This is a genomic window from Candidatus Polarisedimenticolaceae bacterium, assembly GCA_036275915.1.
GTDB lineage: Bacteria > Acidobacteriota > Polarisedimenticolia > Polarisedimenticolales > DASRJG01 > DASRJG01.
The window spans coordinates 362,632-383,585 of sequence record DASUCV010000004.1 but is presented as its reverse complement, the minus strand read 5'-3'; the positions used below and the strand labels follow the sequence as shown (position 1 = coordinate 383,585).

Here is a 20,954-nt window from a genome sequence, read left to right as displayed (position 1 = left end):
GCCCGGCGCTCCGCCCGTACCTTGAATGCGCATGCGAGCCCGATTCGGGAACCGGCGGGGACTTACGGCGGTCGAGCTGATCGCCGCGGCGGGCGTGCTCATGGTCCTCATGTCGATCGCGATCCCGCTCAAGCGGTGGGACGAGAAGCGGCGTCGCGAGGAGGAGCTGCGCCTCGAGCTTCAGATGATGCGCGAGGCGATCGACCAGTACAACAACCTCGTCAATCAAGGTCGCATCCAGCAGAAGGACGTCGAACAGCGCGGCTACCCGGAGGATCTTCAGGAGCTCGTCGACGGCGTCGACGTCGGCGACCCGCAGAGCGGGCAGACGCACAAGGTGCGCTTCCTCTTCAAGATCCCGACCGACCCGTTCACCGGCGAGACCGAGTGGGGGAAGCGGTCGTATCAAGACGACTGGGACGGGACGTCGTGGGGTGGGCAGAACCTCTACGACGTCTACAGCCTCTCGGATCTCAAGGCGCTCGATGGGACGATGTACAAGGACTGGTGAGCGCGATCCGGGCTGGTGCCGAAGGAGGGATTCGAACCCTCACGCTCTTGCGAGCGCCACCCCCTCAAGATGGTGTGTCTGCCAGTTCCACCACTTCGGCTGAGGATCGAACGCCGATCATAGCAAACGATCGACGGCGTTACTTCGAAGGCGCGGGCGCCGGAGCCGGCTGTTGCGGTGCCGGCGGAGTTCCCGGCGCGGGCGTCGGCGTCGCCGGTGCCGTCGAGGCCGGCGGAGCGGGCGCAGGCACCGTATCCAGGACGGAGCCGCCACCTCCTCCGCTCGACGAGGCCATCAGTGAGAGGAGGAGCGAGGTCACCATGAAGATGCCGGCCGACCACGCCGTGACGCGCGAGAGCAGCGTCGCCGCGCCGCGCGCGCCGAACGCCGTCTGACTGCCGCCGCCACCGAAGGCGCCCGCCAGGTCGGCCCGCTTCCCCGTCTGAAGAAGGACGACGAGGATCAGGACGAAGGCGACGCCGACGTGAACGATGGTGAGCAAGATCTGGATCATGGCGATTCCTCGAATTCAGCCGCTAAAACCGCGGGAGCCTAGCACGCCGGGGCGATCCGCTCAAGCCGAAGCGATCGCCACGAAGGTGACGGCGTCCAGCGACGCGCCGCCGACGAGCGCCCCGTCGACGTTTTCCGCTGCCAGAAGTCCCGCCGCGTTCGCCGCGTTGACCGACCCGCCGTAGAGGATCCGGACCGCGGACGCGGGCGGACCGAGGCGGCGCATCAGCTCCTCGCGAATCGCGCCGTGTGCCGCGGCGACGTCCGACGGCGCAGGCGTGCGCCCGGTTCCGATCGCCCATACCGGCTCGTAGGCGATCACGACCTCGGGATCGGTTCCGACCGCCGCGCGGAGCTGCCTCACGACGACGTCGTGGGTCTCTCCGCGGTCGTGCTCGCCTTCGGACTCGCCGATGCAGAGGATCGGCACGAGGCCGTGGCTCCGGGCCGCCACCAGCTTGCGCGCGATCGTCGCGTCGTCCTCGCCGAAGAGGATCCGGCGCTCGGAGTGGCCGACGATGACGAAGCGGATCCCCATCTCGGCGAGCATCGGCGCCGACACCTCGCCGGTGTAGGCACCGCGGTCGTCCGGATGGACGTTCTGCGCCGCGACGGCGAGCGCGGATCCGCGGGCGGCGTCGAGCGCGGCCCTCAGGCACGGGAACGCGGGTGCCACGGCGCCGTCGGCGCGCTCGAACGGAAACGCGGCGGCGACGGCGGTGACCAGCGCGCGCGCGTCGCGCTCGCCGAGGTTCATCTTCCAATTGCCGACGACGAGGCGCCGCCGCCCCACAGGCGTCACGGCGCGTCGTCCAGTGCCAAGACGCCGGGCAGCGGCAATCCCGAGAGGAACTCGAGCGAGGCGCCGCCGCCGGTGGAGACATGGCTCATTCGGTCGGTGAGGCCGAACGCGTGGACCGCTGCGCCCGTGTCGCCGCCGCCGACGACGCTCGTGGCGGAAGACGCCGCGAGGGCTTCGGCGACACGGCGGCTCCCGGCTGAGAACGCCGCGACCTCGAATCGTCCGACCGGGCCGTTCCAGAGAACGGTCCGGGCTCGGCCGATCGCGCGGGCGAATCGCTCGGCCGTTTCGGGACCGATGTCCATGCCGGCCTCGTCGCCGGCGATCGCCGCGTCGCGCGTCGTGCGTACGCGCGTGTCGTCGCCTCCCACCGCGATGACGTGATCGACCGGAAGCTCGAGCGTCTTGCCCGCGGCTTCGATCTTCGCCGCGACGGAGCGCGCGAGATCGAGACGCTCGCGCTCGACGAGCGAGCGGCCCACCGCGACGCCTCGGGCCTCGAGAAAGGTGTACGCCATCGCGCCGCCGATGAGGAAGCCGTCGACGTGCGGCAGGAGGTTGTCGATCAGCTCGATCTTGTCCGAGACCTTGGCTCCGCCCAGGATCGCCAGGAAGGGACGCTCGGGACGATCGAGGAGGCGGCCCAGCTGCACCAGCTCGTCCTGCATCAGGAGTCCCGCCGCCGCGGGCTTGAGGAGCGAGGGCACACCGGCGGTCGACGCATGGGCACGGTGAGCGCTCCCGAACGCGTCGTTGACGTAGAGGTCCGCGAGAGCGGCGAGCTCCGCCGTGAAGGCGGCGTCGTTGGCTTCTTCCTCTGCGTGGAACCTGAGGTTCTCCATGAGCGCGACCCCGCCAGGCCTGAGCCGCGCGACGGCGAGCTGCGCGGGGGCGCCGACACAGTCTTCGGCGAAGGCGACCGGGTCGCCGAGGAGCTCGGCGAGGTGGCGTGCGACGGGTCCGAGCGACGCCTCGGGCTTCTTCTTCCCTTTCGGGCGGCCGAGGTGCGAGGCGAGGACGACTTTCGCGCCCGCTCCCGAGAGAAGATGAATGGTCGGCAACGACGCGCGGATGCGCGCATCGTCGGTCACGCGGCCGTCGGCGAGGGGGACGTTGAAGTCGACGCGGCAGAACACCCTGCGGTCCTCGAGGCCCGTCAGATCCCGGACGCTCAGCTTGCGTACCACCGCGAAGGGCTACCGGCCCGGCCGGCGCCGTGCGGACTTGCGCGGCTTGCGGCTCAAGATGCCGTCGAGCACGCGCCTGAGGTCGGCCGGGAGCGCGCGGAGCGCCACGCTGTTCCTGCGGATCCGCTCGCGCTTCATGATCGTGCGCACGACGCACGCGAGCTTTCCGCGCAGGAACGGGTCCTCACGTTGATAGCCCTTGAGGAGAAGCGGGATCTCGTCGCGTTTCCCGATCAGCTCGACCGCCGAGAGCGCCTCGAGCGGCAACCGCCGCTCGCCGTCGGCGAGGATCGATTGAAGGTCGGCGATCGCGACCCGGCTGCCGATGCGCGCCAGCTCGAAGTGGGCCTTCGCGCGGACCCGCTGCATCGGATCGAAGCGCGTCGAACCGCCGTCCGCCGGAGCGACACGCTCGATGACGCTCTTCAACCGGTAGATGAGAGGCTTCTCGCCGATCGCGCCGGCGACCTCGACCAGGACCTGGAGAGGGAGGGGCTCGTCGACGACGTCGAGCGCCTCGGCGAGGCCGCGCACGCGGCGCGAACCAAGGGTCTTGAGCGCCATGCCCGCGCGCGTGCAGTACTCGGGGTCATTCGAGCGTTTGCGCATCTCCGCGATGATCGACTCGGAAGCGGCGGCACCCGCTCCGGCGACGCGGTGAAGCGCATCGTTCCACACGGCATAGTCGCCCGACGCGAGATCCTTCGCGATGCCGTCGATCTTGGTCCGCTCACGCGGAGCGATGGTCTCGTCTTCCTCGGCGATCTCCGCGGCGCGGCGGGCGATCTCCTCGACCGCATCGGCGCGGAGGCGGCGAAGGAGCCCGCGGCGCGCCGCAGGCTTGAGGAGGGGGAGGAGCGCGCAGGCCGCGGTGCGGACGCGGACCTCTTCCCGGACGTCCAGGAGCACCTCGAGAAGCCGCCTGACCGCGCCGTCTTGGCCCGACTCGACCAGCTCGAGCAGACCGTGCACGGCGGCGAGGCGGACCTCCTTCGACTTCTCCCGCTTGAGCAAGCGCTCGAGCGCGGCGACCGCGTCGGGAGAAGGGAAGCGCGCGAGGGATCGAGACGCGATCTCGCGCATGCGCGCATCGCGGTCGAGCAGCATCGCGACGAGCGGGCCGCGGCCTCGCGGATCCTGGATGAGCGCGAGAAGCGGCATCGCATGCGAGCGCACGCGATTGTTGTCGCCCTCGAGCGCTTGCACGAGCGCCGCGACGGAATGCGATCCGATGATCGAGAGACGCGCGCGTGCGCGATCGACTTGCTTGGGTCGACGGCTTCCGAGCCTCCGCACGAGCTCCGGGACTTCGGTTGCCCTGGGCCGAAGCGTCATCTACAGTGAGCCCACCGGCCGGACGCCGCATGCGACGCCCGGACGCGAAACGATCTCGTCAGAAGGAAACACCGTGCTCGAAGGCGCGCGGATTATGAAACGGGGTCACGGCGAAGTCAACACGCGTCGCGTGCTTCGCTCTCGCGTCGCGCGTCTCCTCGTCGTCGTGCTCGTCGCGTCGGGAGCGATCGCGTGCGGCGGTCGCGAGCGTCGCGCGGACCGCCTGTGGCGACAGGCGCAGGAGCGCATCGAGAAGTCCGACACCGACGGCGCGATCGTGCTCATGCAGAAGATCATCGACGAGTATCCGGACGCGGAGATTGCCGCGAAGGCGCGTGATCAGATCGTCCTCTACCGCGGTCTCGCACACGCGGTGGAGTCGTACCCGGCGCGCCAGGCGCGCGACACGATGATCCGCGTCGCGCGCGCGATCGAGTCGTTCCACGCGCGGTCTCAGCACTGGCCGTCGCGTCTCGAGGATCTCGTCCCCGGATCGCTGCCGGAAATTCCGAAGGATCCGTGGGGCCACGGCTTGACCTACGAGGTCACGTCGCGCGGCTACCGCCTCGTCTGCCTCGGCGCCGACGGTGCCGTAGGCGGTGCCGGCGAGGCGGAGGACATCACGGTCGTCGACGGCCGGTTCGTGGCGGGCGCGCCATGACCGGCACCTTTCCCTGGCTTTCGCTCGTTCTCGCTGCCACGACGGCGGCCTCGGCAACGGCCCCTCGCTGGGCGGTGGCCGTCCTCCCGTCCGGCCACGAGTTCGCCCTTGAGGTCGCCGCCGACGATGCGTCGCGGGCCCGCGGCTACATGGGGCGCGAGCACGTCGGCGCGCGGGACGGCATGCTCTTCATCTTCGACGCCGACGCGCCCCATGCGTTCTGGATGAAAGACTGCAAGACCTCCCTGGACATGGTGTGGCTCGACGCGCGCCTTCGCATCGTCTGGGTCGCCGCGCGGCAAGCGCCGTGCCCGGCGACAGGCGAATGTCCGTCGGTCGCGCCTCCGTCGCCCGCGCGCTACGTTCTCGAGTTCGCCGCCGGGACCGCCGAGTCGGAAGGCTTGCGCGCCGGTGGATCGATCGTCGTGATCTCCGAGCCGCCTCTCCCATGATCGTCCGTCCGAGCGCCCTCGCGTGCGCGATCGCGCTCGTCGTCGGTGGCGGTCGTGCGGCGCTCGGGCAGGATGCGGCGCCGACTCCCGAGCCGGTGAAGGGTGCGGACGTCGAGCTCCTTCGCACGGTCCGCTCGGTCGGCGATCGCATCGCGACGATCGTCGGGCGGCAGGCCAAAGCGGATCTCGTCGCCGTGCGCGCCGACGAGGGTGTCCGCGCCGCCGCCGCGAAAGCGCGTGCCGAGACGCTGTGTCCTTCCACGGTCGCCGCCGCCCGCGGTCGCGCCTGGAAGGATCTCGGTCTCGGCGGGATCGACGAGCCTGCGGACCTGGCGCTCAGTCTCGCTCTCGACCTTCCCGGCATGACGCTCGATGCCGTGGGCACACGGCTTCTCGTCGACCCGAACCGCCTCACGCCGGGCAGCGGGCGCGGCGATCCCAACGAAGACGCAGAAGCGTCGCTCCTGCTCGCGACCGGCGTCGCCCCGGATGAGCCGGTGGCCGGACACTATGCCGCTCATCTCTTGACCGACGACGCCTCGCCACCGCGCACGACCGATGCGCTCGTCGCGAGGGCCGCGCTCTCCGAGGGCACGGCGAACGTGGCGTCGCTCATCCTTCTCTTCGGCGGCGTCGGTCTCGAGGCCGAGGTCGTCGGCGGGAAGCTCCGGCCGGAGGACGCTCTCGGGGGGCGCCTCGTGGCGTCCGCCCAACACCCGGGCGGACCAGCGGTCGGCGCTTTCATCGACTTCATCTATCTGGACGGTTTCGCGCAGGCGGCCGCCCTCGCGAAGAGCGGCGAGTTCCGGCGGCTCCTCGCCGAGCGGAAGACGCGCCGGACGACGCGCGACGTCATGCACCTCGACCGCCCGCCCGCTCCCGCGGCCTCCTTGCCGCAGCCGGTCCTGCCGCCGGCGCTACCCTGGACGGTGGCCGATCAGGACACCCTCGGAGAGGAGGGGATCGTCGTCCTCGTCTCTCTTCTCACCGGGAAGGACAACCTCGGCCTGATGGCGGGCGACGGCTGGGCGGGCGACGCGCTCTGGCGCTTCGAGGCCCCCGATGGAAGCGACGGGCTCACAATTTGGTCGACCCGCTGGATTTCCGCGGACGAGGCCAAAGATTTCGAATACGCCTTGGAGCGGTCGTTGATGGGACGGTTCCCCGGGGAGGAGGTCCACGACGCCGGCCCAGGCGTTCGGATCCTCGCTCGCCCCGATCGCCAGTACAGAATCGACACCAAGGACATCGACGTCACGCTGACGGTGGCCGCGCCGGCGATCGATGCCGTCCTTCGCGGCGAAGCGCAAAAGAAAAAAGGACCGCCGGCTCGGTCCTCGGCCCCCAAGAAATAGCAAGTTTATAAGAATTCGGCCTCGTTAGGGGTTGCGTCGGCTCCGGTCGGTCCGTACCCTCCCGGCATGCGGTGGGTCATCCGGACGGCATCGGTGCTGACGGTCGTGTGCTGGATCGTCGTCCAGGGACTGTTCGCGCGTCCCGGGGCACCCGACCTTCCCGCGCCGGTGAAAGCGGCTCCCTCGACCGAGGGGGCAGAGGCGGGGCTGCCGGCCGACTGGGCCCGCCTCGTCCTCGCCTCGTCCCGAGACACGTTTCCCGGCGTCTCGACCCAGCAGACCGAGAAGATCGTTCCGATCGTCCAGCGGTACGCGACGCGCTTCAAGGTCGATCCCTTGCTCGTGCTGGCGGTGATCCAGGTCGAAAGCCGCTTCGAGGCGACCGCCATCTCCGATCAGGGCGCCATGGGGCTCATGCAGCTCCGAGGCGACACGGCGCGCGAGCTCGCCGAGGACCTCGGCCTCTCCTGGCGGGGGGACGAGCAGCTGTTCGATCCCGAGACGAACGTCATGCTCGGTTGCGCGTACCTGAGCAGGCTGACCGCCAGGTTCGGCGACGTCGACGCGGCGCTTGCGGCGTACAGCTCGGGACCGGCGCTCGTCGAGGCGCGGCGCGACGTGAACAGTCGCATCCCGCTCGCCTATCCTGATCGCGTGTGGGACGTGCTCATGACGCTCCACGCCAAAGTCTCCGCGTAGTCCCGAGCGACCTTTCCCTTTCATCGCCCGCTGTGATAGGTTCTCGCGCTTCGCGAGGTCTTCGGGATGAACCCGTTCGGGCCCCACCTCCTCAACGTCGTCACCTATCTGCCGCTGGCCGGCGCGATCCTCTGCCTTCTCTTGCCGAAGGATCGTCCGGCCTTGATCGCACGGGTCGCGACGGTCGTCGCCGCCGCCGATCTCGTCGTCAGCTTGCCGCTCTGGTTCGGCTGGGGCGCGGCGCCGGCCGACGCGTACGGGTTCCGGTTCGTCTTCGACCGCCCATGGATCGGGGCGTTCGGCGTCCACTACCTCGTCGGCGTCGACGGCATCTCGATGCTGCTCGTCCTGCTCACGACGATCCTGGGATTCCTCGCGGTCCTCTCCTCCTGGACCGCCGTCCACAAGCGCGAAGGTGCGTACTACGCGTGCCTCCTCTTCTTGCAGACCGGGATGCTCGGCGTCTTCATCAGCCTCGACATGTTCCTGTTCTACGTCTTCTGGGAGGTCATGCTGATCCCGATGTACTTCCTCATCGGGATCTGGGGCGGGCCCCGGCGCATCTACGCCTCGGTCAAGTTCTTCCTCTATACGTTCCTCGGCTCCGTCCTCATGCTGGTCGGGATCCTCGCGCTGTACGTTCATCACGCGGATCTCACCGGTATCTCGACGTTCGACGTACGTCTCCTCCAGGCGATGGGCGCATGGCCGGATTGGATCGGCCTCCAGACCTGGGTGTGGCTCGCGTTCTTTCTCGGCTTCGCGATCAAAGTTCCGATGTTCCCGTTCCACACGTGGCTCCCCGACGCGCACGTCGAGGCCCCGACCGCGGGCTCGGTCATCCTCGCGGGCGTGCTGCTCAAGATGGGGACCTACGGGTTCCTCCGGTTCAGCCTGCCGATCCTTCCCGACGCGACGCGCCGGTTCGCGCCGTTCGCCCTGGCGCTGTGCGTGATCGGCGTGATCTACGGGGCCGCCGTGGCCCTCGTCCAGAAAGATTGGAAGAAGCTCGTCGCCTACTCGTCGGTGAGCCACCTCGGGTTCTGCATGGTCGGCGTCTTCGCCTTGAACTACCAAGGGCTCACAGGCGGCGTCCTGCAGATGATCAACCACGGTCTGTCCACCGGAGCGTTGTTCCTCCTCGTCGGTATCGTCTACGAGCGCCGTCACACGCGGCTGCTCAGCGACTACGGCGGGCTCGCATCGGTTATGCCGTGGTTCGCCGTGATCTTCATGATCATGACCCTCTCCTCGATCGGGATGCCGCTCATCCCCGGCAACGGGTTCACCGGCGAGTGGACGATCCTCCTCGGCGCCTTCCGGCTCGAATCGAAGGTGTGGGCGGTGCTCTCGGCGACCGGTCTCGTGCTCGGGGCGACGTACATGCTCTGGCTCTACCAGCGGACGATGTTCGGGAAGATCGATCGCGACGAGAACCGTGGCTTGAAAGACCTCGGGGCGCGCGAGCTCGCGTACCTCCTGCCGCTCGTCGTCCTCGCGTTCTGGATCGGGATCCGTCCGGAGCCGTTTTTCAAGATCCTGGACGAGCCGGTGACGCGTCTCGTCCGGCAGGTCGAAAAGACCTACGAGTACCCGGAGGCCCAGGCCGGACTCGCGCGCACATCGCCGTGATGCGGGTTGACCGACCTGCTAGAGTAAGCGCCTTTGCGGCGACCCGAAGGACCTTCGCCCCTTGAGTTTGCCGGGCTCGGGTTCGAGCTCGTGGTGCCGCTCATGGTCGGCCTCTTCGGCGGCCAGTGGCTGGACCGTCGATTCGGGACGACGCCTTGGCTCGTCCTCACCGGCGCGCTACTCGGCGCCGCGGCGGGCATGTTGAATCTGTACCGGCGGGTCGTCCCGCCGAAGGGACCGGGGCCGGGGGGATCGGCGTGACGGACAGGCGGACGGCGGGATTCGTCGTGGGAGCCCTCGCCGCATCGGCGGTGGGCGCGCTCGCGATCGCCCGCGCGGGCGCTTGGGCCTATGCGGGATTCCTCGCGATGGCCGTCCCGGGCCTCATCGCGGCGATCTGGCTCGTCCGCACGCACGGGCATCCCGGCGCGCGCTTCGCCGTGGGGCTGGGAACCGGATTCATCGCGCGTCTCGTGCTCGCCGCGGTCGCCGCGGCGTTCGCGGCGCGCGCGGGAGGCGCCGCCGATCTCGCGCTGCTGACGGGCCTCGCGGCGGGATTCGTCCCGCTGTTCCTCTTCGAGACCTACTGGTTCATGCGGAAGGCGCTCATGGTTCGTGGCGACGCGCGATGAGCGAGCCGGTCACGCAGGCGGCAGCGGGTGCGAAGGAGGCGGGATTCAACGTCTCCGACCTGATCATGCACCACATCACCGACAGCCGCTCGATCGAGATCCCGTTCACGAGCCGCGAGATCCATCTGCCGCCGATCCACATCGCCGGCGTCGATTTGTCGATCACGAAGCACGTCGTGATGTTGTGGATCGCGGGGGGCGTTCTCTTCGCGCTGGCGACCATCGCCGCGCGCGGCGTCTCGGATCCCGTTCCCACCGGGTGGCGGAACGCATTCGAACTCCTCATCAAGTACATTCGCGACGAGATCGTGCGGAAGGCGATCGGCCACGACGCCGACCGTTACGTCGGGTATCTGTTGACCTGCTTCTTCTTCATATGGACCTGCAATCTCCTCGGCTTGATCCCGGGCATGTCGACGCCGACCAGCAACGTCGGAGTCACGGCGATGCTCGCCATCGTCGCCTTCGTCGTGATCCAGGTCGCCGGCATGATCAAGTTCGGCGTGCTCCATCACCTCAAGAACATCGTGCCCGGCGGACTCCCGATCTGGCTCTACCCGATCATGATCCCGGTCGAGATCCTGAGCCTGTTCACGAAGCCGTTTGCGCTGTGCATCCGTCTCTTCGCGAACATGATTGCGGGACACGTCGTCATCATCGGGCTCATCTCGCTCATCTTCATCCTGCAGTCCGGCTGGGCGGCGACGGTCTCCGTTCCGTTCACCCTGTTCATCTTCGTGCTGGAGCTACTGGTCTGCTTCATCCAGGCCTTCATCTTCACGACGCTCGTGGCGACGTTCATCGGCATGTCGGTCCATCCGGCGCACTGAGCCGGAGACACGGACGAGGAGGAGTTTCATGGATCCGAAGGGTCTTGCGTTCTTGGGAGCTGGTTTGGGGGCGGGTCTCGCGCTGATCGGCGCCGGCATGGGAATCGGCCGGCTGGCCGGCTCCGCGATGGACGGTATCGCGCGCCAGCCGCAATCGGCGGGCACGATCCAGACCGCGATGCTGATCGCGGCGGGCCTCATCGAGGGCGCCGCGCTCTTCGCGCTGGTCATCTGCTTCCTCCTCGCCGGCAAGTAGCCGGGAGCCTGTCGATGTCCGCAAGGCTGCTGACCCTGCCGATTCTCCTCGCCGCGACGGCGCTGCCGGTTGCGGCCGAGGAAGGCGAGCATGCCGCCGCGGGAGCGTCCGCGCTGATCACGCCCGAGATCGGGCTGATGTTCTGGACGCTCGTCACGTTCGTGATCCTGCTCGTCCTCCTCGGGAAGTTCGCGTGGAAGCCGATCATGGACGCGATGAACGCCCGCGAGGCCGGGATCAAGGGCGATCTCGACCGCGCGCGCGGCGACCGCGAAGAGGCCGAGCGCCTCCTCGTCGAGCACCGTGCGCTCATCGACCAGGCGCGCCGCGAGCGCGCCGAGGCGGTCGAGGCCGGGCGCAAGGACGCGGAGCGCCTGAAGGGCGAGATCCTGGACGAGGCGCGCAAACAGAAAGACCAGCTCGTCCAGCAAGCGCAGACCCAGATCGAGGCCGGCCTGCGCCAGGCCCGCGGCGAGCTGAAGAGCGTCGCGGCCGATCTCGCCATCCAAGTCGCCGGGAAGCTCATCGGCTCGAACCTTGACGATGCGACCCAGCGGCGCCTCGTCGAGGACTATCTCGCCGATCTCGAGCGCCTCGGCGCGAGCGGGTCCGAGCGGCCCCACTGATCGACGCGTTCCGCTCCGGGGCCACGCGCGTCGTCGTCGGACGGGGCATCCTCGAGGCCGCGTCCCGCACGATCGCACGCGATCACCGCGGGAGCCTGATCGTCATCGTCTCGGACGCGCGCGTGGCCCGCCTCTACGGACTGAGTTTCGCGCGCTCGCTCGCTCGCCGCGGCGCAAACACGCTCCTGCTCAAGTTCCCGGCGGGGGAGCGCTCAAAGACGCGCGAGACGAAGGCGCGCCTCGAGGACCGGCTCGCGGCGGCCGAGGTCGGACGCGACACGGTCGTCGTCGCGGTCGGCGGCGGGGTCACCGGGGATCTCGCCGGTTTCCTCGCCGCGACCTGGCACCGGGGCGTGCCGGTCGTCCAGGTGCCGACGACATCGCTCGCGATGCTCGACGCCGCGCTCGGCGGCAAGACCGGTGTCGACCTTCCGTCCGGCAAGAACCTCGTGGGCGCCTTCCATCCGCCGCTCGCCCTATGGGCGGACGTCGCGGTGCTCGAGACGCTGCCGGCGCGCACTTACCGCGCCGGGCTCGCCGAGGCGGTGAAGGCGGCCGCGGCGCTCGACGTCGCACTCTTCCGCTACCTCGAGGCGAACGCGGCGCGTGTGCTGCGACGCGAGCCCGGAGCGATCGCGCACGTCGTGTCGCGATGCCTGCGCACGAAGGCCGCCATCGTCGCCGAGGACGAGCGCGACCACGGACGCCGCGCGATCCTCAACTTCGGCCACACGGCGGCTCATGCCCTGGAGGCGGCGTCGGCGTACGCGATCCCGCACGGAGAGGCGGTCGCGATCGGCCTCCTGGCGGAGGCACGCTTGGCCGAGAGGAAGACCGGGCTCCCTCGCGCGCATGCCGACCGGATCGAGGCGCTCCTCGGCGCCTTCGCGCTCCCGACGAGGGCGCCGGCCGGACTCTCGCGGCGGGCGCTCGCGGCGGCGATGCGCCGCGACAAGAAGTCCAGAGCCGGAGTCCCGCGGTGCGCGCTCCCCGAGGCGCTGGGCCGGATGCCCCGGGGCGGCGATCCGACGGTCGCCGTCGATCCACTGCGGGAACTCGTGCCTTTCCTGTGCCGTCATTGACTTGGTGGTTCGGCGCGACCTAACGTAAGGTCGAGGTGGAACCCCAAGCGAAGGTGCCCTCGCCGATGCAGGTGGATACTCTCGGACGTTACCGCATCGACAAAGAGCTCGGTCGCGGGGCGATGGGGCGCGTCTTCCTCGCCTACGACCCGACGATCGACCGCCGCGTCGCGATCAAGACGATCCAGATCTTCGCCGCGCTCCCGGCGGCCGAGCGCGACGCCGCGCGCGAGCGCTTCCTCAGGGAGGCTCGCGCCGCCGGGAAGCTCCTCCACCCCGGCATCGTCACCGTCTTCGACGTCGGCGAAGCGGAGGGAGTTCCTTATCTCGCCATGGAGTACGTGCAGGGCCGCACGCTCGACGCGTTCTGCCGGCCGGACGCGTTGCTGCCGGTGCCGACCGTCGTCGCGCTCGTGGCCGGGGCCGCCGAGGCCCTCGCGTTCGCCCACAAGAACGGCATCGTCCATCGTGACGTCAAGCCCGGCAACCTCATGCGGGTCGGCGACTCCGGCATCAAGGTCATGGACTTCGGGCTCGCGAAGGGACCGGCGTCGTCGATGACCCACGACGGTGCGCTCCTCGGAACTCCGAACTACATGTCCCCCGAGCAGATTCGCGGGGAGACGCTCGACGGCCGGTCGGACCTCTTCTCGCTGGCCGTCGTGCTCTACGAGCTCCTCACGGGGGAGAAGCCGTTCTCCGGCGATTCCGTCTCCTCCGTTCTCTACCGCATCGTCCACGAGCCGCCGCGTGCGGCCGACCTGCACCTGGAGCGCGTGCCGCCGCCGCTCGCCGCATTCCTCGCGCGAGCCCTCTCCAAGGCTCCCGACGCGCGGTTCCAGGACGGGGCCGCCTTCGTCGCCGCGCTCCGGCGCGCGGGAGCCGCTGCCGACGAGGCGCCGCTCGCGCATCGGCCCGCATCGAGCGGCGACGCGGCCGCCGTGACCGAGCGCGCGAGCCAGAAGGCCCCCCGGCGCTGGCCGTACATGGTGGGAGCGGCCGTGGTGATCGCGGGCGTCGGCCTCCTCGTCCTCGGGCTTCCCGGTCGCCGCGCTCCCGTCGTTCCGGCATCGCACGCGACCGTGCGGACGGAGCCTCCGGGGGGAACGGTCCTCTTCGACGGGAAGCCGGTCGATCAGTCCGGCCTGAGCTTTCCTGCGGGCGGCCCCTTCGGCCTGCTCACGGCGACGCTGGGCTGCCGCGAGGTGAAGCACCGGCTGGAAGCCGCGGACGCGGGGAGGGAGATCGTGCTCGCCGCCGATCCGCTCCAGGCGGAGATCACGGTCGATCCGGGAGCGCCCGGGGCGCGCGTGCGCGTCAACGGACGAGAAGCGGGCAACGCTCCGATCACCGTCACCCTCGACCTCTGCCGCGAGAACACGATCGAGGCGGGTGCCGTGAACTTCCGCTCCGCGGAGGCGACGATCCGCGCGCAGGCGACGCCTCTCGAGGCGCGCAACGCCGCGGCGGCGATGAGGCTCGAGCCTCTACCGATGGGGCGGCTCTCGATCCCGGCGGCGGTCGCCCGGCTTCACGTCACGGTTGACGGTCAGCCGACGCGCGCCGGAAACGCGCCGATGGAGATCCCGGCAGGCCGGCACGCGGTCCGGGCGGTCGACGACGAGCGTTTCCTCGACGTCGCCGCGGACGTCGACGTTCCGGAAGGGGGCACGGTCGAAGCGCCGCTCGCCGTGCCGGCGATGGCGCGGCTCGTCGTCCAGACGTTTCCACCGAACTGCCGCGTCGAGCTTCGACGCAGCGGCGCCGCCTGGAGAGCGATCGGTGAAGCGCCGCTGCGCCGGGACGTCGCTCCGGGCCGCTACGACGTGCGCGTCGCACCGCCCGAGGGAGGCGAGCCGCACGAGGAATCGGTGAGCGTTCGCGCGGGCGACAACCCGCCGGTGAGGATCTCCTTCGGACGGCCGGCGCGTTGAAACGCGACGTCGCCATCGTCGTCCTTCTCGTCGCATCGGCTCCTGCGTGGAGCGTTGCGGCACCCGCGTCCGATCCGGCGGCGGCCGAGGCCGCCTATCGTCTCGCGCAGCGCTTGGCAGCCGACCGCTCGCCCGACGCGGCGGCGGCGTTCGAGAAGGTCGTCGATCTCGCTCCGGCAGGCCCGCTGGCGGACGACGCGCTCCTCGGGCTCGCGCGTTTGGCGGGTGCCCCCGACTGGCCGGAGGACGCGGCCGTACTCGATCCGGCGCGCGTCCCGAAGGCGGTGGCACCGCTCGAGCGGCTGCTCGCCGAGCACGCCGACGGCGATCGTGCCCTCGAGGGTCGCTATCTCCTCGGTCTCTTGAAGCTCGCCCCCGCTTCCTCGCGCCGGATCGACGACGCGCGCGCCGCGCTCATCACCGTCGCCACGTCACCGTCCGGCGATCCGTGGCGGGCGCGAGCGCGTTACGCCCTCGGCGCCCTGTCGGAGATGGAAGGGGCCACGGAGCGAGCCGCGGGCGCGTATGCGCGCGTCGTCGTCGAAGCGCCGGGGACCGAGGCCGCCGCGCGGGCGCAGGTCGGGTTCGCGCGCGAGGAACTGCGGCTCGAGCGGTACGCCGATGCCGCGGTGCAGCTCCAAGAGGCTATCGAGGCGCAGGCCCCGGCGAGGCTGCAGGCGGAGCCACTTCGGGCGCTCGCCGTGCGCGAGCTGGCCGTCGCCCGCGACCCGCGTCGCGCGTGGTCGCAGGGACCGCGGCCGCTCCCCACCGTTCCGACGACGCGCGGTGCCGCCCTGCTCGCGTCGGGCGACGGCGGCGTCCTCGCCGTCTTCGACCGCAAGAACGCCGCCCTCCAGATCTTCGATTCCCGCGGCGGCGGACGTCCGCCGTTCTCCCGTGACGAGGTGAGCGCGATGGCGAGCGACGCTCCCGGCCGGATCTACGCGGTCGCTGGCGATGCGCTCCTCCGCTTCGACGGCGCCTCGTGGACCGCGATCGCGAAGCTCGGGGCCTACGCCGGGTCCCGTGCGCTCGCGGTCGACGCGGCGGGGACCGTCTGGCTCGCCGACCGGAAGGGAGACCGCATCGGTGCGCTCGCACCCGGGGCTGCGGCGCCCGTGCTCGTTCGCGAGAGCCGTGGGTCCGACGTCACGGCGCTCGCAGCGGCGACCGGAGCGATCGTCGCCGCCGAGGCGAAGACGGGACGGCTCGTGAAGATCACCGCGGCGGGAGCGGAGACGCCGTTCGGCCCGACCTTTCGCAAGCCGGTGAGCCTCGCCGTCGACGCGGCCGGTCGCGTGTCGGTGCTCGACTCGAAGTCGGAGAGCGTGACCCGCCTCTCGCCCGGAGGCGACGTGCGCGAGACGCTGCCCCTCGCCGGCACGGGCATCGAGCGCCCGCTCGCGATCGCCGCGACGGAGGACGGATCGCTCCGCATCCTCGACGGGTCGACCGGCGGCGTGGTGGTGACGCCGTGAGGCTCGGAGCCTTCCTGTGCGCGGTCGCGCTCGCCGTGGCGGGCGCTGCGGTGGCGCAGACCGAGCCGCTCGACGCGATCCGCGCGAAGGTCGTCGCTCTCGACCTCGAGGGAGCGGTCGCGGCGGCGGATGCGCTTCTCGCGACGCCGGGAATCGACGACGACACGCGTGTCGGTGCCATCGATCTCAAGGCGCAGGCGCATGTCGCCGCGGGCGAGCTCGATGCCGCCGAGCGCGACTTCCGCGCGATCCTGGCGCTGCGCGCCGATTACGCACCGAAGCCGGAGCTCGTGGGCAAGCGCGGGATGGAGCGGTTCGCGCGCGTGGCCTCCTCGACGATCGGGACGATCGCGGTCTCGCTCGATCCGCAAGACGGGGTGCTGACCGTCGACGGGCGTCCCGTGACCCGCGACGCGGCGGGGATCGTCAAGGCGGCCGCGGGCGACCGGGTCGTGCACGTGGAGAAGAAAGGCTTCGATCCGGCGGACGCGACGGTGCACGTCGTCGCCGGCCAGGAGGCGAAAACGAAGATCGATCTCGTGCCGAATGCGCGTGCGATCGTCGTCCTCACCGACATTCCGGAGGTCGCGGTCACCGTCGACGGCGTCGGCGCCGGCAAGACCGCTCGCGCTTCGGCGGACGGTGCCGCCGAGCTCCTCGTCGACGGTGTCGGCGTCGGCACGCACGAGATCCGTCTCGAGAAGCCGTGCTTCGCGGCGGAGAGCATCGAAGCGATGGTTCGGATCGACCTGGCCGATAGGTCGCCAGAACGGATGAAGGTGGTGACGATGCGCCCGGCGCGCGCGCGCGTCGCCGTCGCCGGCGCGCGCTATCCCGGAGATCTCAGGGTCGACGGGGAGACGGTCGCGACGCTTCCGGCGGAGACCTTCACCATGTGCCCGGGCGAGCGGCGGCTCGAGATCGTCGCGGGCGGCCGCGTCGTTTGGTCGGGGGTCGTCGACGCCGGCGAGGCGGACATGACCGTCGATCTCTCGCCGCGCCCGAGCTGCGCACTCGTCGGGGCCGAGTGGCCCCGAGCATGGGCGCAGGCCGCGTCGTCGTGGAGTCTCATCGGCCGCGTCGACCGCCCGGCTACGGACCTCGCGACGGCGGACGGCTGGAAGGGGCTCACGCTGCCTCCCGGAACCGACCTCGCGGTCGCCGTCGTGCCTCGAGGCGGCGTGGCCGGAGAGGATCGCATCTTTCTTTATTCGCCCGCGCTCGCGGTCGTCGAAGATCCGGGAGGCCCTCCTTCGCCGGTGCATCCACGGTGGACGGTCGCGTCGATCGGGGCGGACCTCGTCGACGGCCCCGACGGCGTCCTCGTCGCGCGCGTGCTCCCGGGAGGACCCGCGGAGCGGATCGGGGCCCGGGCGGGGGATCGGGTCGCGTCGATCGCGGGGCACGCCGTGAGTCGTGCGTCGGAGGCGCGCGTGGCGCTCAGAGGACCATCCGTCGCAATGGTGCTTGCCGGTCCCGAGGGCTCGAGGACCGTCGACGTGCCGGTCGTCGACACGCCGCAGCCGCCCGACGGCGGTCGCGACGACGGACGTGTCATCCGCGCCGCGTGGGCGGCGGCCGACGGCGCGGCGGGCGGCCCAGGCGCCGGAATCGCGCTGAGCCAGCTCGCCGCCATGCTCTCGGACGCCGGCCACGAGCGGGCCGCAGCCGAAGCCTGGCGCAAGGTGCGGGTGCTGCCCGACGTCCCGGCGGCGCTCGTCGCGCGCGCCGACTACGCGCTCGGCGCCGTCGCGCCGAAGGGCGAGGCGGAAGCGCTTCTGGAGAAGGCACGTCGCGAGGCAGAAGCCGCCGGAGATCTTCGTCTCGCCGCAGCGGCCGCCGACCGGCTCGCGGACCTCGGAAAGTCGATCGTCGATGGTCGGTAGTTACGACGCACTACTCGCTACCAACTACTGACTTCCCATATACGGATTGCTCGCGAGCGCGACGTTCTTGATCGCCTCGTTGGTCTTGCCGATGCGCGAGCCCGTCCGGAGCTCCGAAGCTTCGAGCTGTCCCAGCATGTAGTCGAGATCGGCGGCGCGGGCGTCGTTGACCTTGCGCTCGAACTTGGCGAGCTGGGACTGGACGTCGGCGGCGCTGAGCCCGGCCGGCTTCTCGACAGGTTTTGCCGCGGACGCCGCGGCGAGGCGGCGCGCGACCTCGTCACGGACGAATTGCTGGGTGGCGTCGTCCAAGGCTGCCGGCGTCGTCATCGCAACGGGTGCCGGCGCGTTCCGGCGCGAGCCGATCGCGTAGCCGGCGCCGATCCCGGTCCCGGTCAGGAGCGCGGCGCCGGCGATCGAGGCCGCCAGGGCCGCGGTCCGCCAGCGGGCGCGGGGTCTCAAGACGAGGACGCGGGGGATCCGCGGCACCGCCGGCTCGTCCTCGGCGAGGATCGACCGGACCCGCGCGAACTCCTCGAGCGTGGTGCGGCACGAGGCGCATCCGGCGAGATGCCCGTCGAGCGCGGCGTCGTCTTCGGCCGCGAGCTCTCCGTAGAGGCGTCCGATCAGATGATCGTGAAAGCTGGCGCATTCCATGATCGACTCCTAGTGGATCCCGAGGCTCGTCAAGGACGAGCGCATCGAGTCCAGCGCGGCATACATCCGCGATTTCACCGTGCTCTCGGGAATGCCGAGCACGCCCGCGATCTCACGGAACTTCAATCCTTCGTACTCCTTCAAGAGCAGCACCTCACGCTGGTCGTGCGGAAGACGCGCGAGCGCCCGCCGGACCGCGCCCTGCCGCTCGCTCTCCTCGAGCGCGGCGACAGGGCTCGTCGCCGCCGAGTCCTTTGCGACGAACTCGTGCGCCGGCGCGTCGGCCGGCTCCGACGAGGCGACGACGAGGTGCCCCCATCGCCGTTTGCGCCGGGCCTGATCGCGGCAGAGGTTGAGCGCGATCTGGTACATCCACGTCGAGAAGCGCGCGCCGTCGCGGAACGCGTCGGCCTTGTCCAGGATCCGCATGAACGTCTCCTGGCAGACGTCGCGCGCATCCTCCGGACGGTCGACCATCCGCGAGACGAAACGGAAGAGCGGAGCCTCCCAGCGAGCGACGAGCACGCCCAGCGAATCGGCATGGCCCGTGCGGAGCGCCACGAGCAGCTCCTCGTCGGTCTGGACGGACACCGCTTCCCTCCGTTCGGCCATCAATGATGAGACGTCCGAGGGGACCGTTCGGACGAATCCGCACCCTGATCCTTGGGTAAACCATACATATGTGTGTTTTGTCGCATTGATATTCAAAAATCGATACATATATTGCTGCTTCGTGCCGGCCACGAACGCCGGGCGAGGAGATCGATTCCGTGCTGCCGGCGAGCCTGTCCGAATCCGCCCTGGCGGCGCGTCTTGCCCGGCAAGAGCACGAGATCGCGAGCCTCTGCCGTGAGGTCCTCGACCGGTACGAAGAAGCGACCTGCGTCTACCGTTTGAGCGAACGCATCGGTACGGTGCTGGGCGAGCGCTCGATCGCGCAGCTCGTCGTCGACGATGCGGCAGCGGTCCTCGGCGCGCGGTCGGCGGAGATCTGGTTCCGGACCACGGGGGGTGCCGCGCTCGCCGCGTCGAGCGGTCCCGCCGGCGCCGAACCCGGGCCTTCCGTCGCCGACGTGCTCGCGGAGGGCAGGCCGGTCGCCGGAGACGGCGACGCCGGGTCGGCCTGGGCGGCCGTTCCTCTCCCCGATGCGTCCGGAGGCGCTCTCGGTGTCCTCGTCCTCCGCGGCCGGCCCGAGGGGCGCCGGTATCTCACCGGCGAGGTCAAGCTGCTCGGCGCGATCGCGGCCGTGGCTGCGGCGTTCATCCGGAACGAGCGTCTCGTCGAGAACGCCCGCCTCGTCGAGGCTCGCCGAAGGGAAGACGAGATCGCGCGCCAGGTCCACCGAGGTCTCTTGCCGCGGGAGGACCCGCTGTTCGCCGGCCTCGAGATCTCCGGCGGCTTCCGGCCCGCAGAGATCGTCGGCGGTGATTACTACGGCTACGTCGCGATGGCCGACGGCAGCCTCGGCCTCGCAATCGCCGACGTCTCGGGTCACGGCGTGGGCGCGGCGCTCTACATGGCGACGGCGCGGGGTGCGCTGCATTCCGAGGCGCGCGACCTCCTGTCTCCCGCCGACGTCCTCCGTCGCGTCAACGAGGTCCTCGCGACCGACTTCTCCGCCGCCGACATGTTCGCGACGTTCGTCTTCGCACGGTTCCTACCGGACGGACGGCGGTTCGTGTGGTCGAACGCCGGCCACCATCCGCCGCTCGTGTTGCGGGCGACGGGCGAGATCGAGACGTTGAAGCCGTGCGGCCCCGCGCTCGGCATCGTCGCGGGCGCGCGGTGGAGGGACGCCGATACGCGTTTCGCGCCGGACGACCTCCTCCTCCTTTACACCGACGGTGTCGTCGAGGCGCGCGACGCGGCCGGCACGTTCTTCGGCGTCGATCGGCTCGTGACGGCCGCGCGCCGGCCGGGTCGAACCGCCGCAGAGATCCGCGGCGCCGTGCTCGACGCGCTCGCCGCGCATACCGGTAGCCTGCCCCCACGCGACGACGTGACGCTCGTCGTCATCCGGGGCACCGCGATCGAGGAGGCCCCATGAGCGGCCGCAAGCGGATCCTGATCGTCGACGACGACGCTTTCATCCGCCGTCCGCTCGAGTTCATCCTCAAGGAGGAGGGGTACGAGCCGTCGACCGCCGCGGATGCCGACGAGGGGATGCGTGCGATCGAGGCCGAGGCTCCCGACCTGATCGTCCTCGACGTCATGATGCCGGGGAAGGACGGGTTGACCCTCTGCAGCGAGCTGAAGGGCGACCCGCGGTTCGCCTCCATTCCGATCGTCCTCCTGTCCGCCCGCGGGCAGGAGCACGACCGGCAGAAGGCGCTCGCCCTCGGGGCGTCCGAATTCGTGACGAAGCCCTACTCGCCGCACGAGTTCAAGCGGTGCGTCAGGCTCCTTCTCGGCGGACGGTAGCGCC

The 20,954-nt window shown here is 70.4% G+C and carries 23 protein-coding genes and 1 tRNA gene; 17 read left to right on the top strand and 7 right to left on the bottom strand.

Annotated elements, in window-relative coordinates; translation table 11 throughout:
• Positions 1-31: 31 nt before the first annotated feature.
• The gene (locus VFV19_03925) at positions 32-511 is read left to right on the top strand and encodes a hypothetical protein (GenBank protein ID HEX4823435.1); all 480 of its coding nucleotides are present in this window, start codon (positions 32-34) and stop codon (positions 509-511) included.
• 13 nt (positions 512-524) lie between these two features.
• On the opposite strand, the gene VFV19_03920 is transcribed toward VFV19_03925, so the two are convergent.
• The 5 genes from VFV19_03920 to VFV19_03900 all read right to left on the bottom strand — a co-directional run bounded on the left by VFV19_03920 (position 525) and on the right by VFV19_03900 (position 4,309).
• A tRNA-Leu gene (locus VFV19_03920) sits at positions 525-611 on the bottom strand.
• Between the two features lie 39 nt (positions 612-650).
• Positions 651-1,025 carry a preprotein translocase subunit SecG gene (gene secG / locus VFV19_03915; GenBank protein ID HEX4823434.1) on the bottom strand — a complete coding sequence of 125 codons (375 nt, stop codon included), beginning with the start codon at positions 1,023-1,025 and terminating at the stop codon, positions 651-653.
• A 60-nt stretch (positions 1,026-1,085) separates the two neighbouring features.
• Positions 1,086-1,826, bottom strand: coding sequence for a triose-phosphate isomerase (tpiA, locus tag VFV19_03910; GenBank protein HEX4823433.1), 741 nt, complete (start codon positions 1,824-1,826; stop codon positions 1,086-1,088).
• The gene (locus tag VFV19_03905; protein HEX4823432.1) at positions 1,823-3,013 is read right to left on the bottom strand and encodes a phosphoglycerate kinase; all 1,191 of its coding nucleotides are present in this window, start codon (positions 3,011-3,013) and stop codon (positions 1,823-1,825) included. The genes tpiA and VFV19_03905 overlap by 4 nt, the downstream gene beginning before the upstream one ends.
• Positions 3,014-3,022: 9 nt before the next feature.
• Positions 3,023-4,309 (bottom strand): HEAT repeat domain-containing protein, encoded by a 1,287-nt coding sequence (locus tag VFV19_03900; GenBank protein HEX4823431.1) that lies wholly within the window; start codon positions 4,307-4,309, stop codon positions 3,023-3,025.
• Between the two features lie 169 nt (positions 4,310-4,478).
• Here VFV19_03900 and VFV19_03895 point away from each other — a divergent pair, with 169 nt between their 5' ends.
• The 14 genes from VFV19_03895 (at position 4,479) to VFV19_03830 (ending at position 17,871) form a co-directional block, all read left to right on the top strand.
• Positions 4,479-5,009: a type II secretion system protein GspG gene (locus VFV19_03895; GenBank protein ID HEX4823430.1), complete on the top strand. Its 531-nt coding sequence runs from the start codon at positions 4,479-4,481 to the stop codon at positions 5,007-5,009.
• A complete protein-coding gene (locus tag VFV19_03890) occupies positions 5,006-5,461 on the top strand; it encodes a DUF192 domain-containing protein (GenBank protein HEX4823429.1) in 456 nt (151 codons plus the stop codon). Before VFV19_03895 ends, VFV19_03890 begins: the two co-directional genes overlap by 4 nt.
• Complete coding sequence (locus VFV19_03885; GenBank protein ID HEX4823428.1) at positions 5,458-6,816, top strand: hypothetical protein; 1,359 nt, start codon at positions 5,458-5,460, stop codon at positions 6,814-6,816. The genes VFV19_03890 and VFV19_03885 overlap by 4 nt, the downstream gene beginning before the upstream one ends.
• Positions 6,817-6,882: 66 nt before the next feature.
• Complete coding sequence (locus tag VFV19_03880; GenBank protein HEX4823427.1) at positions 6,883-7,515, top strand: lytic transglycosylase domain-containing protein; 633 nt, start codon at positions 6,883-6,885, stop codon at positions 7,513-7,515.
• Between the two features lie 66 nt (positions 7,516-7,581).
• Complete coding sequence (locus VFV19_03875) at positions 7,582-9,147, top strand: NADH-quinone oxidoreductase subunit M (GenBank protein HEX4823426.1); 1,566 nt, start codon at positions 7,582-7,584, stop codon at positions 9,145-9,147.
• A 33-nt stretch (positions 9,148-9,180) separates the two neighbouring features.
• Positions 9,181-9,408, top strand: a complete 228-nt coding sequence (locus VFV19_03870) for an AtpZ/AtpI family protein (protein HEX4823425.1) — start codon at positions 9,181-9,183, stop codon at positions 9,406-9,408.
• A complete protein-coding gene (locus tag VFV19_03865; protein ID HEX4823424.1) occupies positions 9,405-9,779 on the top strand; it encodes a hypothetical protein in 375 nt (124 codons plus the stop codon). The genes VFV19_03870 and VFV19_03865 overlap by 4 nt, the downstream gene beginning before the upstream one ends.
• Positions 9,776-10,609: a F0F1 ATP synthase subunit A gene (atpB, locus tag VFV19_03860; GenBank protein HEX4823423.1), complete on the top strand. Its 834-nt coding sequence runs from the start codon at positions 9,776-9,778 to the stop codon at positions 10,607-10,609. Before VFV19_03865 ends, atpB begins: the two co-directional genes overlap by 4 nt.
• A gap of 28 nt (positions 10,610-10,637) precedes the next feature.
• The gene (gene atpE / locus VFV19_03855) at positions 10,638-10,865 is read left to right on the top strand and encodes an ATP synthase F0 subunit C (GenBank protein ID HEX4823422.1); all 228 of its coding nucleotides are present in this window, start codon (positions 10,638-10,640) and stop codon (positions 10,863-10,865) included.
• 14 nt (positions 10,866-10,879) lie between these two features.
• Positions 10,880-11,491 carry a F0F1 ATP synthase subunit B gene (atpF, locus tag VFV19_03850; GenBank protein ID HEX4823421.1) on the top strand — a complete coding sequence of 204 codons (612 nt, stop codon included), beginning with the start codon at positions 10,880-10,882 and terminating at the stop codon, positions 11,489-11,491.
• Positions 11,488-12,573, top strand: a complete 1,086-nt coding sequence (gene aroB, locus VFV19_03845; protein HEX4823420.1) for a 3-dehydroquinate synthase — start codon at positions 11,488-11,490, stop codon at positions 12,571-12,573. The genes atpF and aroB overlap by 4 nt, the downstream gene beginning before the upstream one ends.
• A gap of 35 nt (positions 12,574-12,608) precedes the next feature.
• On the top strand, positions 12,609-14,507 hold the full coding sequence (locus tag VFV19_03840) for a serine/threonine-protein kinase (protein ID HEX4823419.1): 1,899 nt from the start codon (positions 12,609-12,611) through the stop codon (positions 14,505-14,507).
• Complete coding sequence (locus VFV19_03835) at positions 14,504-15,985, top strand: hypothetical protein (protein ID HEX4823418.1); 1,482 nt, start codon at positions 14,504-14,506, stop codon at positions 15,983-15,985. Before VFV19_03840 ends, VFV19_03835 begins: the two co-directional genes overlap by 4 nt.
• A complete protein-coding gene (locus VFV19_03830; GenBank protein ID HEX4823417.1) occupies positions 15,982-17,871 on the top strand; it encodes a PDZ domain-containing protein in 1,890 nt (629 codons plus the stop codon). Before VFV19_03835 ends, VFV19_03830 begins: the two co-directional genes overlap by 4 nt.
• A gap of 24 nt (positions 17,872-17,895) precedes the next feature.
• Here VFV19_03830 and VFV19_03825 read toward each other — a convergent pair whose 3' ends face one another.
• Together VFV19_03825 and VFV19_03820 are read right to left on the bottom strand one after the other, a co-directional pair.
• A complete protein-coding gene (locus tag VFV19_03825; GenBank protein ID HEX4823416.1) occupies positions 17,896-18,528 on the bottom strand; it encodes a zf-HC2 domain-containing protein in 633 nt (210 codons plus the stop codon).
• A gap of 9 nt (positions 18,529-18,537) precedes the next feature.
• Entirely contained in the window at positions 18,538-19,119 is a 582-nt protein-coding gene (locus tag VFV19_03820) for a sigma-70 family RNA polymerase sigma factor (GenBank protein HEX4823415.1), read from the bottom strand.
• A gap of 179 nt (positions 19,120-19,298) precedes the next feature.
• Between VFV19_03820 and VFV19_03815 the strand changes: the two genes are divergently transcribed.
• The gene (locus VFV19_03815) at positions 19,299-20,576 is read left to right on the top strand and encodes a PP2C family protein-serine/threonine phosphatase (protein HEX4823414.1); all 1,278 of its coding nucleotides are present in this window, start codon (positions 19,299-19,301) and stop codon (positions 20,574-20,576) included.
• Positions 20,573-20,950 carry a response regulator gene (locus VFV19_03810; protein HEX4823413.1) on the top strand — a complete coding sequence of 126 codons (378 nt, stop codon included), beginning with the start codon at positions 20,573-20,575 and terminating at the stop codon, positions 20,948-20,950. The genes VFV19_03815 and VFV19_03810 overlap by 4 nt, the downstream gene beginning before the upstream one ends.
• Positions 20,951-20,954: the final 4 nt, after the last annotated feature.